Here is a 17636-nt window from a genome sequence, read left to right as displayed (position 1 = left end):
ATACACCTCCTTTTATTGCACTTCAGGTATTGGTTTACTTTTTGCAGGGTCTTTATTAAACTCAACACCCCAAGGTTTAAGGTTTTCTATTGTTTGTTGTGCTTGTGGATCCGATGGATAACTATTATAAGCACCTAAATTAACAGTAGTTGGATCTATTGCTGCCCCATTTTGTCTAACTTCGAAATGTAAATGAGGGCCTGTAGATTTTCCAGTACTACCACTTGTGCCTATTGTTTGTCCTTCATTAACTTGTTGTCCCACACTAACACTAGTAGAATTCATATGGCCATACCGTGTAGTAAAACCATTTTCATGTTGAATCGTAATATTTGTACCATAGCCTGTAGTTTTATTTTCAACATTTATTATGGTGCCTGCTGCTGCTGAACGCAAATTAGTCCCTGTTTGCATTCTAACGTCCATCCCTTCATGCCTTGCTGGCGCTTTAGTAACAGGATCTGTGCGTGGTCCAAAACTTGATCTAATATCATTTTTACCTGCCGCAATTTCATTCCATGGCAAATGTCCATCAGGGTCACTATATTTAATTGGGTTGTTGTGGCAATAAACATATGGGTTCAACATCTGCGAATTCATTAAGAACCCTTTGCTTGGCACTCCTTTCAACAATGGCTCCGGTTGTGACCAACGCCCAAGGCCAGTTGTGAAATACCTGGCCTTGGCATAATACTGCCCCGTAGCATCGTCCTTTATGTGCCCCGTAAACTTATGGGTATTACCCGTTGCAACTGTCCCGGCCTCACTGCCAAAAGCAAGATAATCCTGTCTCCACACCACTGCTCCGGTAGCATCCGTCATCACTCTGGGGCTATTGAGGTAGTCACAACTATAATAAAACGTCTTCCAATCCCTGGAACAAGTATACACCCCGTCAATTATGAACGAAGCATTATTGCTGGCATGCATGCTAAACGAACGAACTTTGGTTTGGGTCCATTCCTTATCGTTATTATCCAACTTTAGCCACAGTTCGTTCCACTGCCCCACCGCCATGTCCTGGTCCGCTTCGTAATACATATCCCCGTCCTTGTCGCCCTTAAGCGTCTTCCAGTCGCCATATTTTACGTCCCATACGTGGAAGGTCATCCAGGAACCTGCGGTAAGTGGTTTCACCCAGATATGCACATACCCGTAGTTGGCGCTTTCCACCTCTATACCCTGGTTGTAAAGCCCAAAGTTACCGGCATTGCAGCCCACTCCGCTGGGGTTGCCCACGTTCACCTGAAGGGCAAATGCCCCCTGTTGCTTGTCGGTGGTAAAGTTAAAGGTCAGGGGCGAGGAGTCGCCTCCTATGCTGATGTTGGCCGTATCATCGCAGGCGTTGCTGTACGGCCCGTAGCCGGTGTTGTTGATCTGCATTGCCAAATGCTTGCCGCCTAACCCATACACATACCGCTTGGTGATGTTCTTCTCCCCGTCCAGGTCGGCCATCAAATTCCCGTCGTTGTCGTACAAATAGCCTTCGGTGGTGGTGGTGCTCCGCACCGCCCCCGGAGCCAGCGGCATGGTGTACTCGTTATAGGCGGTCAACAGCTGGCTGTCTATGCTCTTTTTGCCGCCCGGCAGAACGTCGCAGGCGGTGGAGATCTTGTAGCTGGCCGCCCCCGGCATGGTGCTTACTATCACGAACCGGACCTTCTCCGGGTTGCCCAAAAGCGCCACCGGCACTTTGATGATGGCCTTGGAGTTCCTTCCGTTGGTGTAGTTCACCTTCATCTTCTTGCCGTCGTCGGTCTCCAGTTTCTCCAGTCTGAATCCCTCGGCGGTGCAGATGCCAAAGTTCTGCTCGTCGTAGATGACTATGCACCGCTCCCAGGCGTTGTCGGCGGTGACCCGCACCTTGATGTCATCCGGCAGCCAGGAAGCCCCCGAGCCGAACTTCTGGTCGGTGTCCAAGGCGATGTAGATGTTCTCGTAGTTCCCCTGGGAGGTTCCGTAGAGATACTTGTGGGTGATCTCAAAGAACAGGAAATTGTCGTTGACGTGGACCTTTAGCGTTCCCATGTCCCGGGCGTCGTCGTGGCCGTCCCCGCTGGGCGCGCTCTCCACCAGGTCCTCGTAGGGCTCGGGGAAGGTGGCGGCCAGGGAGGCCACCTGCCCCCCGAACTGGGTCAGGCTGTTAACCGACCCGGTCCTTAAGCCCGCCGCGTTGTAGGTGTAGTTGATGTTGTTGATGCTGGTGGAGGCTTCGCTGTGAACCCGGCTCTGCCGGTTTTGGAAGTCGTACTCGTACTGCCAGCGCCCGTCGTAGACCGTGTTGCCGTTGCCGTCGTAATCGTAGGGGGTCTGGGAGCCGTCGGGGTTGGTTACGGCCTGCAGGCGGTTGGTGCCGGGGTAGTAGGAGTAGGAGGCTCCGGCCCCGGAAGTGCGGTTGCCCCGGGCATCGTAGCGGTAGCTCAGGCCGTAATTGACGACCCCGGGCAATGTGACATCAATGGCATTCGGCCCGGGCTGGCTGCCCTCGTAGGTCAGGCGGTTAAGGGGATCGTAGGCATAATAGCGGTCGGTGCTGGAACTTAGCCCGGTGTTGTCCTCGTCAAAGGTCAGGTTGCCGTTGGCGTCGTACTGGTAGGCGTGGTTGAACATGGTTCCGGAGTTTCCGGTCATGGCGGCGGCCTTAAGCCACTGCCGGGGGTGGTAGGAGTAAATTGAGCTCACCCCGTTGCCGAAGGCCTCGGTGGAACAGGCCCCGGCGGCGGTGTAGGTGTAGGAGGCCAGCTGGTTGTCGCCGCAGACGATAGATGATAGCTGCCCCATGGCATTGTAAAAATAATTCGTTGTTCCGTTGCTGGTGGTTTCAAAGGCGATCAGGTTATTCTGTTTGTCGTATTGGCGCCTTTCAAGGTAAGACCTTCCGGAACGTTTGGTCTTCTTTGCCAGTAATCTGCCCCGTTCGTCATAGCTGAATACGGCGGTGTCGCCCTCGGACATGGAAACGGTGGGCCTGCCCCGGGAGAACATGTAATATGCTATGCCTGGCAAATCGCCGGTTTTGAACTGCAGACCCCTCGTGAATGTTAAATTCCCGCTCTTGTCCACCGCCTTGATGCGGTAATTATAAACCGTGTTCTGGTTTAAACCGGAAATAGTTATGCTGTGATTAAAATATTCATCCTGTGATACGATTACGTTAGAATAACTTTCATCCGTTGAATATTGGACTTCGCATTTCGCCAGTTCGCTGGTTGTCCAATAAACGGTGAAATAATCGGCACCGGGGTAGGTGGGTTTCAATGTAATGTTGCATGGCACGGTATCCGATGTAATGATATTCAAATACGGCGGATAAGTGCTAACTGTTGCATAATAAAAGTTTATATCCGATTCCTCGCTTATCATAATGCCGTTTTGCAGCAAACTTCCATTCAGCCAGCTTTTTGCCCAATCAGAAATATTCACCGAATCCACGCAACCGCTTGTTTGCCAAACGGTTCTCATTGAATCGTACTTGTTTAATGTATCTTCCGCTACATTTTCATAATTTACATCACTGTCCGTTCCGCCATAGCTCGGTTGTACAAGCCAAGTTGTACTTTTAATTTTCCAAGGATTTTCATAACAATAAAGGTAGCCATCAGCGTAGTATTTATAATAATAGTATGGCAATCTATATAAAACAACATTGGCGCTTGGATTTATGTTTCTGTTATGCAAGCATAAATATATCCCTAATATCGTATCTTCATCGGATTTATAAAACTGGGATAAATCAATTGGTTCAATATATGTTCTCCATCTATCTGAAAAGATATCGGTTTCTGCTTTACCAATGAATAACTCAGGCTTACCCCAAAAGCAAACCGTATCATAGTCAACGGGCTCGGTTTCTTCTGTTATTCCTGTAGAACCTGGCGTCCCATCAGTGGCATATATATTTTTACTTCTTACATATGTTGCATTTATGCCTATGATATTAGATACTCCGTTTCCACTTATGATAAAACTGTCCGGCTGGCTCGGCTCACTGAACCAGCTGGCATTAGCGGCGCCTATGGTCGTATCGCGGTACCCGTAATATTCATCGTAAATGTTGATTGTGGTTGGCTGCAGGTATTCAATGCTTCCCGTGTCGGACGGAACGAATATCGGGTCCCCGGTACCGGTATACTTATACAAACCGCTGGAGGTCATCCTTCCCGTCTTATCGTACCGGTAGTAAACCCAGTTACCGTTAGGATCGCCCATCCGGTTGGCGTCCTGCATAAAACGCAGGTTGCCGGCGTCATCGTATACGAATTTTTTGCCGCCCATGTCCGGGGTTTGCATTTCCGTTAACTGCCCCAGACCGTTATAAAAATAACTGCTGGGATTGCCGGCCGGCGGAGTAATGGTTTTTAAGCGGCCCAAACAGTCGGACTCATATGCCGTAGCACTCCCCTGGGCATCCACCACCGAAGCAAGATTTCCGAAGGGATCATATTGGAAAGTGGTAATTTGCCCGTTGGCGTCCGTGTTTATTTCATAATTGCCGTCATACTGCTTGGAAACAAAATTGCCGTCAGGGTAAATGGTTTTCACCGGACGCTGCAGGCCGTCGTAAACAAAACTGTCGCTGGCCAGCGAACTCCAAGCTGGAGCGGCATAGGTGCCCAGTCTTGCCAACTGCCCGTTATAAGGCCTGGTTTGGCGGGTATTTAAGTTATGGCTGTCGTATTTGTAGCTGGTTATGACCGCCCTGGTGTCGTTTGGATCAATCAACCTTTGGGTTTGTATCAAGTTCCCCCGGCTATCGTAAATATACGCTATCTTAGTATACTCATTATCTTGGCCGTTTCCGCGTTTTTGCCTTTCAATTATATAAGGATGGCCGGCGGCATCTCCCCGGTCGTAATATTCATAGACATTGGAGGGTTCGTCAATATCCGGAAGCTTTGGGCAATACCGGTCGCCGGGTTGCCATATTTTATTGATCCGGCCCAAGCCATCGTATGAATACCTGGTGTACATTGCCATACAACCGGGCGGGGGCGGCAGGACATCCCAGCCGGTTGCCGGGGCATAATTGATCTCATTGTCATCCCCGGTGTAAGCGGAACTTAATGTATTTAGGCTTGTACCGCTTGAGGCTTCCGTAATGTCTGCAGTATAATTATAAGTGGAAATAATTCTACCGGTCAAAGGATCGTGGGAATATCCCTTGGTGAGGCCGTATTGCTGGTTGAAAATACCGCATAGGTAGACCCCTTCGTAATAAAGAGAGCTGTATAGCGGAACATACCCGTAATTGTAAGTGGTTATATTGCCTAAGGGGTCAGCGCTTTTTACCATGTTGCCGTATTTGTCATAACGGTATTCCCTGGCTATAAATGAAACATTTTTTCGTTGCAAGTATCTCGTTTTGTTTCCGTGTAAATCCGAACTTGTTGTGATCCAACTGCACGGCTCGTACGAAACATCGTTGTAAGGCTCAAGAGGCAACTGATCATATTCGCTGCTATCAGATGATAATATTACGGTGCTTGGCGAAGCTGCGGTATTTATTTCCGTGACCTTTATAAATGTTATTTTGTTTAAAATATTTGCGTTTAGATAATTAATATTTTGATTATGCAGGTAATTCTTGGTGGTTATTCTTTTTCTGGCCGGATTGAAACTAGCGTATTCGGCTGTGGCAATATCTAAGCCGTAATTCCTGCAATATTTGTTAATGTCTGTGCTGTCAATATAACTGTAATTTTTATAATAGGTTACCTTATAGTTGTTTCCGACTTTGGTTTCTTCGTTCAAAATTCGCGGAAACCGAGGTACGGACAAGACATGATACAATTCATCTGACGGTTCCGCCCAAACAAAAGTACGCCTTTTTAGTTCTTCGCCTCTGGCTGAAGAATCAATTATCGTCTTCAGCATCGGCTTGTCTTTAAGCCAAGTTGTCTTACCAACGCTGTATGTATGAGTTTGGTGCTCACCCGCTTTTTTATTGGTGACTTTTATTACAAACCAAAAGCGCTTATCGTTAAGGCGCGGGAACGCAACCGTAGATGGTTCATTTTCATACTGATAGGTCCAAAGTGAATCCTGCAAAATACCGTCTTCGGTTGAAAAGCCTTTTGAGCCTAAAACAACCCAAGTGCCCCAAGCATTTTCTAAAGTTTTATAATAAGCGGCTCGATAATGATATTTAATAAAACCACCCCAAGGTTGTATTATTTTTACCAACTGGCCCACATCTGCCGAGTCACGCGACCATGCTGCATCTTGTTTAGTGATTTGTGAATACTCATAGTTGGCTATTGGGCTAACTACACTGTCACCGCTGCTTGAATAGGTGATTTTTTTTACACCGGTCAAAGCTGGGCCGCTAAAAAATGCGTTTTCTAATGTATAAAAGCTCACCGGGGTATAATCGTATTTAATCATTATCATATTTTTCTTTACCGGCCACCCCGTGGAATCGGCCCATGGTAAATCAACAGCCTGTCGATCTTTTGACCATCGTACCATTATAAAGTCAAGTTTATTTATTATAAACTGAGTGGGGGTGCCTTCCCTGGCAGCTTCCGACCATTTAAATTTTACAATCCGGCCGGCCGTATCGAAAATGGAGTCAATATCAAGCGTTCCCGGTTTATATGTATATGTTATATAATTGCCGTGTACGTCCTCGCTTTTTACAACCGGCTTCAAACCGCCATTGATTTGAGGCCCGAAGTAATATTTTGAACCATCTTCAAACTTCAATACAAAATCTGAATGAGAAATTCTCCAACGTGGTTTTTGATGGCAATATAAATCTTGCCCAGCATTGCCCCAAAAAGTATATACCGAACCGTCACCCATATATAAAATCCCGCTTTGAAATTCATTTATCGAGCCTCCTGTATTTCTGTAGACCGCAGCAAAACATTGCCACCCCATGCCCAATGTAGACCAGTGTTTTAATGGACCTTCGAAATCCCTGCTATCCACAAATGATTTATAAAATCTTTTTATGGACAAATTAAGCCCTGCCCGGCCGGGCAGTGATATGTCTTCGGCCGTCAACTTCAATGCTCCGCTGGTTAAATCAATGTCTTCACCAGCCTCGTATCCTGCATATGCAGAAGTTGCTTTAAAGGCTTTTAATGTGTCGCTTTCTGATTGGGCAAATACAAATAGCGGCCGAACAGAAGCGATTATTGTCGCAATGAAAAACACCAATAAATATTGCCTTTTCATCCAAAACTCCTAAAGTTATTAAATGTGTTATTAAATATATTACTGTTTCAATCTTCATGCCAAGTACAGATATAGTTTGTTTATATATAAGAGTAAACAAAATCAATGCTATAAATCTAACATATTAGTTCCCCTTAGTCAATTATTATTTTGTTATTCGTAAACTTTTCTCTTGAAATAAATTACCTTTTGTTATATAGTTATGCACTTGCCCTCATATACCATAAATTGGAGTTACATGAAAAAAGCGTTCATTTTTCTAGCCATTCTGGCGTTCAGCCTTCAGCTGTACGCCATTCCAGTCCCGCCCCAGACCCTTACTTTGGACTTCAAGGACGCCGACGTCCGGGACATCCTGCGGGCGGTGGGCACCCAGTTCAAGCTAAACATCGTGGTGGACCAGAGCGTCACCGGCAATGTCACCATCCACCTCAGCAACGTGCCGGTGGCCGAAGGGCTGAAGATGATGCTGGAATCAAACGGTTTCAGCCTGGAGCAGAAGGGCCAGATCTATTATGTGAAAAAGCAGGACGCCAACCGCTTCATGAACATAACGGTGAACAACGGCCTGCTGGACCTGGACGTGCGCAACAAGGACATCAACGAAGTGATGCGGGAGATATCCACCCAGGGCCGGATCAACATCGTCACCGACCAGAGCGTCAAGGGCGAGATGTCCGGACTGCTGCACAACATTCCGGTGGAGACCGGCCTCAACTCCCTGCTTTCGGCCAACGGCTACCTGATGCGCAAACGGTCCGGAATTTTTGAGGTGACCAAGGCCGGGGGCGATCCCGGCCGCCGCAAATCCATGGCGGTGAACGTGGAGCGCATCGCCTCCGCCGACACCGGCAAACCTTCGGCCTTTAACATCTCCATGGACCTCAACGACGCCGACCTGGGCAACCTGATGCAGGAGATCTCCTCCCAGACCGGGTACAACATGGTCACCTACGGCGACATCCGGGGCAGCGTCAACGCCAAGTTCGACAAGATCCCGCTGGAGGATGCCCTTAAGCTGGTCTTTCAGGGCACCAACTACACCTACAAAAAACTGGACGACCAGTCTTATCCCGGCAAAAAGCCCATCTTTATGGTGGGCGACAAAAGCCCCAATTCGGCCGCGGCCCAGGCCCTGACCAAGACCGAGCTGATAAAGCTCCGGCACATCAAGGCCGAGGGGATCCAGGGGCTGCTGCCGGCCTCCATCTCCCAGACCAACATCAAGGTGATCAAGGAGCAGAACGCCCTGCTGATGACCGGCACCGAGGACCAGATCCAGATGCTGCGCGAGTTCATAGGCCAGCTGGACCTGGTGTCGCCCCAGGTGATGATAGAGTGCCTGGTGGTGGAGCTTTCCAAACGCTCCTCGCTTAACCTGGGGGTCAAGGGCGGTTATTTTACCGCTGACAGCAGCCGGCTGGCCTTTCCCAAGGTCTACCAGTACTACAGCGGCGACAAGCTGAACGACCTGCTGGATGAGATCACCGGAAAGCTCAGCCTGGGCTCTCTGGGCAAGCTGCCGTCTGACTTTTTAATGACCATCGAGGCCCTGGAAACAGCCGGAAAAGCCAAGGTGAGGGCCCGGCCCCGGATAACGACCCTGAACGGCAACCAGGCCAGCATCAACGTGGGCTGGGTCCGCTATTACCAGACCTCCCAGCAGACCACCACCGGCACCATCACCCAGCTGCATTCCATTGACGCCGGCATCACTTTGGAAATAGTGCCCTGGGTGGCGGCCTCGGGCGAGATCACCACCGAGATCCGGCCCACCGTCTCCAACCTTTCCGGCATCAGCGCTGGGGGGCTTCCGGAAATTAGCCGCAGGAGCGTAAACACCACCATCCGGCTGAAGGACGGCGAGACCATCGTCATCGGCGGGCTGATCCAGAAGAGCTCGGCTTCAACCCGGGATAAGATCCCCTTCCTGGGCGATATCCCCTTCTTGGGAGTGTTGTTCTCCAAGCACGCCAGTACCTCGGACGAGAGCGAACTGGTGATATACATCACGCCGCATATTTTGCCCAGCGGGGAGTAACTTTCCGCTGAAGACTGAATGCCGAATACTGAATATAGAAGATAAAATACATGAAGAAATCTCTTCTTACTTTGATCCTGTTGATGGCCGGCCTGCCCCTGCTGGCCCAAACACTGCCGGACAGCTCCCGGCAGACCGAGCCCCAGCCCCCGGTCGAACGCAACCTTCAGATTCTTAGGACCAGCGCTGATTCCGCAGGTTTAAAGACTCCGGACGCACGGAAAATACCGGAAAGCGCCAAGCCCAAGCCCCCGGCCGAGAAGAAGATCCTGCCCCCGGAGGAAAAGCCGGTGGCCGCCAAGCAAACAAAGCCCCTGCCCCGGGTGGCGGTGCTGGACTTCGTAAATGCCGGCGGGGCCCCGGCCAGGCTGGGCAAAAACATAGCCGAGCGGATGCGCTTTTACCTGCTTAATTCCGGTAAATGCCAAGTGGTGGACGGCGGCGAGACCGGCACGGCCATAGCCGAGCTAGGAGTAGCCCGGCCCGACTCGGCCGGCCGGGAACAACTGGTGCTTTTGGCCCAAAAGCTGAAGGCCGATTACATAATAACCGGCCTGATAACTGATTACCGCGAGGGGGATATAGAGTTCAAAAAGCACAAACTGGAGCTGATGGGCAAGATACTGTGGGGCAGCAACGGCGAGCTTTGCGGAATGGATGTGGTGAAGGTTAAACAGAACGGGGACGTTCAGGATATGGCTAATGGTGCGGCCGAGAAGCTGGGAAAGAAGATGGTTGAGAGGATAAAGTAAACATATTACTTGTTAGAAGCAACAAAAGCCCCGCTGTAAAGCGGGGCTTTTGTGCATCAATTAGTAATACCCTATCCTAACATAATGACCTGTATATATATTAAAGTAATGATCACTTAATTAGTAATAATAATAGTCCCTGTTTTATCTTTTTTTACCTTTACCTTTTTCACAACCTTTTGCTGTATCCCACTCACCTGGCCATTTTTAACAACATCACTTTCCTGCCTTGTTTTTGAAACCCTGGAGCATATCTTTTTCACATATTCTTTAGTTTCCTGGTACGGCGGAATACCGCCATGCTTCTCCACCGCCCCAGGCCCGGCGTTATAAGCCGCCAATGCCAGCTCTAAAGCCCCAAACTTGTCCAGCATCTGCTTCAAATACCTGGCCCCGGCGTCTATGTTCTGCTCCGGATCAAAAGGGTTGCTTACCCCCAACTGCCAGGCCGTCTGGGGCATCAACTGCATCAAACCCTGGGCCCCCTTGCAGGAGAGCGCCCTGGGGTTGTACTGTGACTCGGCGTCTATCACCGCCTCCAGCACCTTGGGGTCCAGGGAATATTTTACCGAGGCGGCATTTATCAGATTCTGGTACAAGGCCCGGTTGTTCTTTTTAAGCTGCCTGACGCAGGCAAAGTTTGCCCTGGGAATATTGGAAAGCACCAGGCCGTCTTCCATAGTACTGGTGTACACCTGGCCATAAGCCATGGCGCTAATGAACAAACTAATTATGATCCCAAGATTTTTCATGGTTCAATATAATCCGTGTTATCGATCAAAGGAGGCGGCGCCCGGAAATCCCGTTCAACTTTAAATTGCTGAGCGTCTTTTGCCACGGTCATCTCCAGTTTGATCCATTTTACCCGGTTCAGTTCCCGGCCCCAAAGCACGCCGCTGCGGTCGTCGTCCAATTCTTCGAACCATTCCCGGGCTGTATACAGACCGAGCGAATCCGGGCCCGGCGCAAAGCTGAGCTGAAAACCCGTTACCCTGGCGTTTCCTTCAAAGCATTTTTTATCATTCCAATAAAGCATGCTGTCCCTGGCCTGCCAGACGATCTTGACTGTGTCGTCATCGCTGCCGGTGAAACAGATGCCATTGGGCTTGCCCCAGCTCCAGCCGGAAGCGTTTTTAAGCGCCGATTCGACCTCGGCCGCCATTTTCTGGGATGCATTGAACAGCTCGTACCGGCGCTCCCGCTGGTCCATGGTCCGCTTGATCTTCACGAACAAACCGAAGACCATGGCCATCACTAAACTGAAGATGACCAGAGTCTGCATCAGTTCTATCAGCGAAAATCCTTTTTGCCGGGAACTCGTCATCACTGGCCTTTCAAAGCGGTCAGCCGGGCCATAAGCCTTTTATTGTTCAGGGAATATACCCTGACCCTTATCTCCAGGGGATCGGTGCCGTTGGCCGGCTCTCCCAGTTCATGTCCGTCAATGGGATCAATCACCACCACCCACTGTTTTCCATTGACATTTACGGCCAAGGAATCATCCTTAATATTGTAAGGGGAGACTTCCGCCGCCAACAGCCGGTCCATGGTCTGCCGGGCCACGCTTAAAGCCAGCCTGGTTTCGATCGTTCTCTCATCGCGCTTAAGATGACCCGACAAAAACCCGGCCAAAGGCAGTATCAATATGGCAATTATTGTTACCGCCACCAGCATTTCCACCATGGTGAAGCCCACCACAGTAAAAACATTGGCAACAGCTCCCTGCTTACGACGAGCGAAACCCGCCGAAGCGTACCCGCCTATACTATAGCTCCGATGGACAATCCGCCTCGCACATTCAGTAAAGGGTATTTCTAATAGCCAACTGCGTAGGCGGGTAAATGCTTTTTGATTGTATGTTCGTTTCAACTTCATAAAATATTGTGTTTTACAAGTAAAGGATACAATGAAAGCGCATTGAAAAGCAAGTTATTTTATCAACTAATATGCCGATATGATTTAGCCGCTGACCTATTAGGTCCCAAATTTCGAGATACTGAAGGCTGCCTATCTATTGATTGCAAGAGATAGCTTGGTATGGCCCTTGGCCACCCGCTTCATCTCTGTTCTGGTCTTATCCCATAAAAGCATGCTTTGTGACACCAATCCGGGGAGCCATGATTTGCAATAATAGACCCGCCAAAATACTAAAACCCATAGGCCCTTGCTTATGGGTTTTTTCGTTAGAGTAACATTTACGCCGGGATACTGGCGGAGCGCTTCAACTATATTTTATATTTTCTATAAAGATCTTTTCGGACTGGGCAGTTACATACATAACCATTGCCAAAAGACATTTTATATGGACAATCGCCGCCTTTTCTGGAGGCGATAAAATAAACTACATTATTAATGCATTCTTTAACTTCACATATCTTTTCGCGATCACCGGATAAACAACAGAACTTTTTCCTGCAATTTGCCGTTGCTTTCTTAACTTCTTCAGATATTACAATATTCATCTATCTTCCTTTCTTTCTTTTATCCCGCCTTTAAAAAAGCAGCCCTGAGGCTGCCACTTTAACGGGTAACTGATCATCTTCATCCCTCGACCGGACTGGCCTGGGGAACTTGGCTGCCTGGCAACGAGGGCATATAAACCATATTCCACAGGCCAAGTCCCCCAACCTCCGAATCTTGTCGTTCAGATATATCACAGCCCCATGCCTGATTCATTCGCCATTCTTCCGGCTTAGCTCTTTCCCTATCCAGTCAATCGTCATCTGAAAATATGGTGATTCTCTGACCTTCTGAAAATCGGGATCGTTCCTGATATGTTCAATGTTGCTGAAGCCTCTTTCCACCGACAGCCTCAGATACCGGGCAGCCTCTTCGGCATCTCCCAGTTGACCGTAGCAACAGGCCAGGTTGTAAATATTATAACAATCCTTGCAGCCCGATTTCAACAGCCTCTGGAAAAGTTCGACAGCCAGTTTATAGTTGCCCAGCCAAAATGCGCTCTTGGCCTGGAGGTCCAGATCCCCGGTGATCTGGCTCGCCATCCGCCAGAAAGGCGGCACCCTGAAACAGTTATGGGCATCGTAGCCTCTGGGATCTTCTGGGGTCCGGATAGCGGCGGGGGCGCCGAAGATCGTGCCCGCGAACAGGGCAGCAATGAGTATTGAGAGAAGTACCGTTTTCATTGAAGTATTCCTTATTTTGATGGTTTGATTTTTTCTTTTTAGGATATCCCAATCGGTTCAAATGCTGTACAAGAACTGGGAAGCGATGACATATTGCGAAGCCAACTCAACAGATTTGCTCTTTTTTGGTATGTCTTTGTTCTTCATCGTTCTACCTCCACTTTGATGTTTCTGCAGGTTGCAGCAATATTTATTTCTTTTCTGGTCATTGCCATGTCTTCACTTCTAAATAGAAAGCAAAAGCTGTGCCATAAAACGATAAAAAACACTGTTTCTGTTACTCATTGTTCTTGCTGCAGTTGTGGAGTCGTCATTTTTAAGATCCCGGGAACCGGAGAACTATTTTGGCCAAAATGACCCGGTCCGGTTCATTTTGACCCATCCATTTGGGAACGAAAAACCCCCGGAAGTCTTCTTCCGGGGGTTGATATTCTGGAGCTATTTATGTCTCGTTGACCTTGCGTTTCAAGGTTGAAAGTGATATTCCAAGCGCCTTGGCCGCCTGGCTCTTGTTGCCCCCGAATCTCTTCAATGCTGCCGTTATGCACTGCCGTTCCACCTCATCCAGCGTTTTTAGTTCTCCATCCGATTTGACGCTCGCCTGCTCCGGACCTGGTTCGTTCTGCCCGTTCAAAGCTATCAGCTCCGATGGCCGGAACCGGCCGTCCCGGTGCAGCAACAGTGACCGCTCTATGATGTTGCGGAGCTCGCGTATGTTGCCTGGCCAATCGTAACTGACCAAGGCCTCCCATTCCGACAGGTCGACAGTAGTGTCCCCGCGGTTGAAGCTTTTTAGGAAATGTCCCACCAGCAAAGGTATGTCTTCCGCCCTCTTGCGGAGCGGCGGTACCAGGAAGCGGATGACTGACAGCCGGTAATACAGATCTGCGCGAAATCGCTTGGCGGCCACGGCCTGTTCCAGATCGGCATTGGTGGTAGCCATCAACCTGATGTCGATTGGGATGGTAACCTCTCCGCCCACCCTGCGGATGACGCTGCTATCAAGCACCGTTAGAAGCCGGGTCTGCAACAAGAGTGGCATGTCGCCGATCTCGTCCAGGACCAGGGTGCCGCCGCTGGCCAGTTCGAACACCCCCTTCTTGGTGCGCACGGCCCCGGTAAAAGCCCCCTTCTCGTGGCCGAACAGTTCAGCCTCGGCCAGGTTCTCAGGTATGGCCGAGCAATTGATTACTATGAACGGCCCGTCGTGCCGGCTGCTTCGCTGGTGAATGTGCCGGGCCAGCAGGTTCTTGCCGGTCCCGGTCTCGCCGGTGATCATCACAGGGGATCCGCTGTCGGTGATCATCTCGGCCTCGCCCTTAAGCTTGGCCATGGCCGGTGAAGCCCAGACCAATTGGTTGCCAAGTTGGTCCCGGGAGGCGGCATAACGGCCGATATCGGCCTCCTGCTCCAGCTCCAGGGTGCGGGCGGCGTTGGCCAGCGACAGGTCTAGTTCCCCCAGCTCGAAGGGCTTTGACAGGTAGTCGAAGGCCCCGGCCCTGATGGCCTGCAGGGCGTGGTTGAAGCTGGGATGGGCGGTAATGAAGACTATCTTGAGGTCGGCGTTGCACTTTAAGAGCTCGGAGCAAAGAAGGTGGCCCTTGGCGTCGGGCAGGTTCTCGTCCAGCAGGGCTAGGTGGAACCACTGCTCCCGGGCCAACCTCAGCCCCTCGCTTCCAGTGTTGGCCACCTCTACCTTGTAGTTCCTGCCCGACAGGTAGTCGCGGATCGACAGCGAGAAATTCCGGTCGTCGTCGATGATCAAAACGCTCAGCTGGGACATTTTCGGCTCATCCTTTATCTTCGGTTGCTTCGGTGCTCCCGGCCCGGGGCAAAGTTACCGAGACCCTTGTTCCCCGGCCCTGGACGCTCTCTACCTCTATGTACCCTTTCATGGCCAGCACCAGCTTCTGGCAGATCACCATGCCCAGTCCGGTGCCGCCCGGCCTGTTGGTATAGAATGGTTTGAAAATGTTGTCCTTGACCTCGTCCGACATACCGGTCCCGTTGTCCTCCAATTCTATCCGGTGGGCCTCGCTCCCGCAGACCACCCGGATACTGATGCCGGGATTTTCCCGCCCCCGCAGGGCATTGAAAGCGTTGGTCAGCAGGTTGACTACTATTTGGTACAGGGCCCGGCGGTCGGCCAGCACCGGACAGGCGTTCCCCGGGAATTGGTAATCGAACCTGATGCCGGCCTTTTCGAAGTCCGGCTCCACCGTGGGCATCAGGTCGCGGATGAAGGCGCACAGCTCCACCGGCCCCAGCGACAGGTCCTCGAACATGCTGAAGCTGTGCAGCACTTTCAGCAGGGCCTCCAGCCGTTGCACATCTGAGATTATCCGCTCCAGGTACTCCCGTTTGGCTCCGTCTTTCATTGTGTCGAAGCCATCCCGGAGAATGCTGGTGGCGGTTTTGATAGAGTTGACCGGGTTCCCCAGCTCGTGGCGGACCCCGGAGAAGATGACGCCGATGTTGTTCATGTTGTTGACCGCCTCGGCTATGGTCACCAGCCTCTTCTGCTCGGTGACATCCCGGACCACCACCAGATAGCTGATGATTTCTGAGTTCTGATTCCTGACCACCGAGGCCACCAGCTCCTGTTCGTAGGCAGTTCCATCCTTGCGGACAGAGCGCTTGGATCCCCGCCAGAAACGGTTGGCCGCCACCTGCTCCCAGACCTTTCGCCAGTACTCCAGAAATTCCGGGGTCAGGTGCTGTTGGGGAACGACCTCGCTCCGGCCGATCATCTCATCCCGGGCATAACCGGTGATCCTTTCCATCGCCGGATTGACATAGACAATCCGGTCGGAGGTGTCGTAGATCATCACTCCCTCCTCCATCTGCTCGATGGCCTGCACCATCAGCCTGGTGGTCTCCTGGGCCTGACGGACCTCGGTGACGTCCCTGAGGATGAAAACCGAACCGGCCGGCTCGCCTTCCCGGTCCAGGATGGGATCTATGGTCAGGCTCAGCCATCTCTCACCGAACCTGATCTCCCGGCGTACCCGTTCCCGCCCTGCCGGCAGGTCATCCATAGAATTCGGCCCGGCCTGGACCTCTCCTTCAGAGAGCAGTTCCCGTGACAGTGCCCCCGCGATCTCGCCCTCGGGGCGGCCCAGGATCTTTGCCAGGGCCCGGTTGCAGCGCTGGACCACGCCCAGGTCGTCGACCAGGGCGATGCCCTCGTTCATGGCGTCGAATGTCGTCTGCCATTGCAGGGCCGACATCCGGACCTGCTCCTCTGCCTGCTTGCGCTCAGTGATATTGTATTGGATGCCTATGATACCCTGGGCCACGCCCCGCTCGTCCCGTACCGGGACCATCATCATCTCCAGGGTAACCTGCCGCCCGTCCTGGACCGCCTCGCTCTCGCCCAGCAACTGCGGATGGTCGCAGGAAAGCACCCAGGCTTCGTTCTCGCGGTTACGCCGTGCGGTCTCCTTGGGAAAGATGTCCTCATCGGTCCTGCCCGGAAGTTTTTCCTGGGCGATCCCGGCTGTCTGGCAGAAATTGCGGTTGGCCAGTATGTAACGGCCCCGGCTGTCCTTGAAGAACACTCCGGCCGGGATGTTGTCCAGTAGTGTCAAAAGCTCCAACTGGCGCCGGGCCAATTCGGTCTGGACCTGCTTGAGGTCGGTGATGTCGATTGTGAACTCGGCAGCCATCCACTGGCCGGATTCGTCCTGGAACGGGACTATGTGCACTTGGACGATCCGACCGGGGTCCCCGGCCTGCGGCTCCTCGATCACCACGGTCTTCCCACTCTCGATGGCGGCCATTATCCGACACGGCCGGCATGGCCTTTCCTTTCTCTCAAAATACTGGTGGCATTTCTGCCCAGAAACCGGACCGAACTTACTTTCCCAACTGGGACTCAGGTAGGTGATATCCAGTTCTGAGTTGATGACCGCTACCGCCGTCCTGGTTGCACCCAGCATGTATTCCATCTGCCGCTTGAACCGGACCAGTTCCTGCTCCACCTTCCTGCGATCGGTGATGTCCCGGGCCACGCTTTGCACCAGAAGCTGGCCGCGGTGGAGAAAGGAGCGGGATTTTACCTCGACATGGATGATGCTTCCATCGGGGTGGACCAGCTTCTCCTCTGCCATCGGGATCTCGGATTCCCCGGAAAAAAGTATTTTTTCGCGTTCGCCTATCAAGGGCCGGGAGTCGGGATGGGCGAAATCCATCAGCGGCCGACCGGCCAGCTGGCCCGGGTCTTTCAGTCCGAACAACACCGCCGCCGCTTGGTTGGCCTCGATGATTATTCCTTTCTGACTAAGATAGACCGCATCAGGTGACATCTCCAATAGTGTCCGATACAGCTTTTCGCCATTATGCAGGGTTTCAAGAACGGGTCCGGCCCGCCGCTTGTGTCCTTTTCGAATGGCCGTACCGCCTCTCTCCCCTGGCTTTTTTTTCACCAGTGGTCTGGACACCTCATGTTTTCTGATATGGGATTCTTTTTTCATTGGATCTGTGATAAATGAAAGGTTCGGACCGGAACATTGGCTA

The 17636-nt window shown here is 51.4% G+C and carries 10 protein-coding genes; 3 read left to right on the top strand and 7 right to left on the bottom strand.

Annotated elements, in window-relative coordinates; all coding sequences use genetic code 11:
• Nucleotides 1-12: 12 nt before the first annotated feature.
• Nucleotides 13-5352: a peptidoglycan DD-metalloendopeptidase family protein gene (locus HZA73_05820; protein MBI5805545.1), complete on the bottom strand. Its 5340-nt coding sequence runs from the start codon at nt 5350-5352 to the stop codon at nt 13-15.
• Between the two features lie 1603 nt (nt 5353-6955).
• Between HZA73_05820 and HZA73_05815 the strand changes: the two genes are divergently transcribed.
• The 3 genes from HZA73_05815 to HZA73_05805 all read left to right on the top strand — a co-directional run bounded on the left by HZA73_05815 (nt 6956) and on the right by HZA73_05805 (nt 9975).
• Complete coding sequence (locus HZA73_05815) at nt 6956-7195, top strand: hypothetical protein (protein MBI5805544.1); 240 nt, start codon at nt 6956-6958, stop codon at nt 7193-7195.
• 225 nt (nt 7196-7420) lie between these two features.
• The gene (locus tag HZA73_05810; protein ID MBI5805543.1) at nt 7421-9223 is read left to right on the top strand and encodes a secretin and TonB N-terminal domain-containing protein; all 1803 of its coding nucleotides are present in this window, start codon (nt 7421-7423) and stop codon (nt 9221-9223) included.
• A 50-nt stretch (nt 9224-9273) separates the two neighbouring features.
• Nucleotides 9274-9975, top strand: a complete 702-nt coding sequence (locus HZA73_05805; GenBank protein MBI5805542.1) for a hypothetical protein — start codon at nt 9274-9276, stop codon at nt 9973-9975.
• Nucleotides 9976-10091: 116 nt separating this feature from the next.
• Here HZA73_05805 and HZA73_05800 read toward each other — a convergent pair whose 3' ends face one another.
• The 6 genes from HZA73_05800 to HZA73_05775 all read right to left on the bottom strand — a co-directional run bounded on the left by HZA73_05800 (nt 10092) and on the right by HZA73_05775 (nt 17545).
• Nucleotides 10092-10727: a lytic transglycosylase domain-containing protein gene (locus tag HZA73_05800; GenBank protein MBI5805541.1), complete on the bottom strand. Its 636-nt coding sequence runs from the start codon at nt 10725-10727 to the stop codon at nt 10092-10094.
• Nucleotides 10724-11299, bottom strand: a complete 576-nt coding sequence (locus tag HZA73_05795; GenBank protein ID MBI5805540.1) for a prepilin-type N-terminal cleavage/methylation domain-containing protein — start codon at nt 11297-11299, stop codon at nt 10724-10726. Before HZA73_05795 ends, HZA73_05800 begins: the two co-directional genes overlap by 4 nt.
• Entirely contained in the window at nt 11299-11658 is a 360-nt protein-coding gene (locus tag HZA73_05790; GenBank protein MBI5805539.1) for a type II secretion system protein, read from the bottom strand. The genes HZA73_05795 and HZA73_05790 overlap by 1 nt, the downstream gene beginning before the upstream one ends.
• Before the next feature lie 989 nt (nt 11659-12647).
• Nucleotides 12648-13118 carry a tetratricopeptide repeat protein gene (locus tag HZA73_05785; GenBank protein ID MBI5805538.1) on the bottom strand — a complete coding sequence of 157 codons (471 nt, stop codon included), beginning with the start codon at nt 13116-13118 and terminating at the stop codon, nt 12648-12650.
• Between the two features lie 442 nt (nt 13119-13560).
• Nucleotides 13561-14901: a sigma-54-dependent Fis family transcriptional regulator gene (locus HZA73_05780; GenBank protein MBI5805537.1), complete on the bottom strand. Its 1341-nt coding sequence runs from the start codon at nt 14899-14901 to the stop codon at nt 13561-13563.
• 7 nt (nt 14902-14908) lie between these two features.
• A complete protein-coding gene (locus HZA73_05775; protein MBI5805536.1) occupies nt 14909-17545 on the bottom strand; it encodes a PAS domain S-box protein in 2637 nt (878 codons plus the stop codon).
• Between the last annotated feature and the right edge of the window lie 91 nt (nt 17546-17636).

It is taken from the genome of candidate division TA06 bacterium (genome assembly GCA_016235665.1).
Taxonomy (GTDB): Bacteria; Edwardsbacteria; AC1; order AC1; family EtOH8; genus UBA5202.
Note: the sequence above shows the minus strand (reverse complement) of the source record. Positions and strands in the feature narration are given on the sequence as shown.

Excerpts from the sequence above, each read along its gene's own strand:
- HZA73_05795 (MBI5805540.1), bottom strand. The coding sequence starts at position 11,299 with ATGACGAGTTCCCGGCAAAAAGGATTTTCGCTGATAGAACTGATGCAG.
- HZA73_05805 (MBI5805542.1), top strand. The coding sequence starts at position 9,274 with ATGAAGAAATCTCTTCTTACTTTGATCCTGTTGATGGCCGGCCTGCCC.
- HZA73_05785 (MBI5805538.1), bottom strand. The coding sequence starts at position 13,118 with ATGAAAACGGTACTTCTCTCAATACTCATTGCTGCCCTGTTCGCGGGC.
- HZA73_05815 (MBI5805544.1), top strand. The coding sequence starts at position 6,956 with ATGGACAAATTAAGCCCTGCCCGGCCGGGCAGTGATATGTCTTCGGCC.
- HZA73_05800 (MBI5805541.1), bottom strand. The coding sequence starts at position 10,727 with ATGAAAAATCTTGGGATCATAATTAGTTTGTTCATTAGCGCCATGGCT.
- HZA73_05810 (MBI5805543.1), top strand. The coding sequence starts at position 7,421 with ATGAAAAAAGCGTTCATTTTTCTAGCCATTCTGGCGTTCAGCCTTCAG.
- HZA73_05780 (MBI5805537.1), bottom strand. The coding sequence starts at position 14,901 with ATGTCCCAGCTGAGCGTTTTGATCATCGACGACGACCGGAATTTCTCG.
- HZA73_05790 (MBI5805539.1), bottom strand. The coding sequence starts at position 11,658 with ATGGTGGAAATGCTGGTGGCGGTAACAATAATTGCCATATTGATACTG.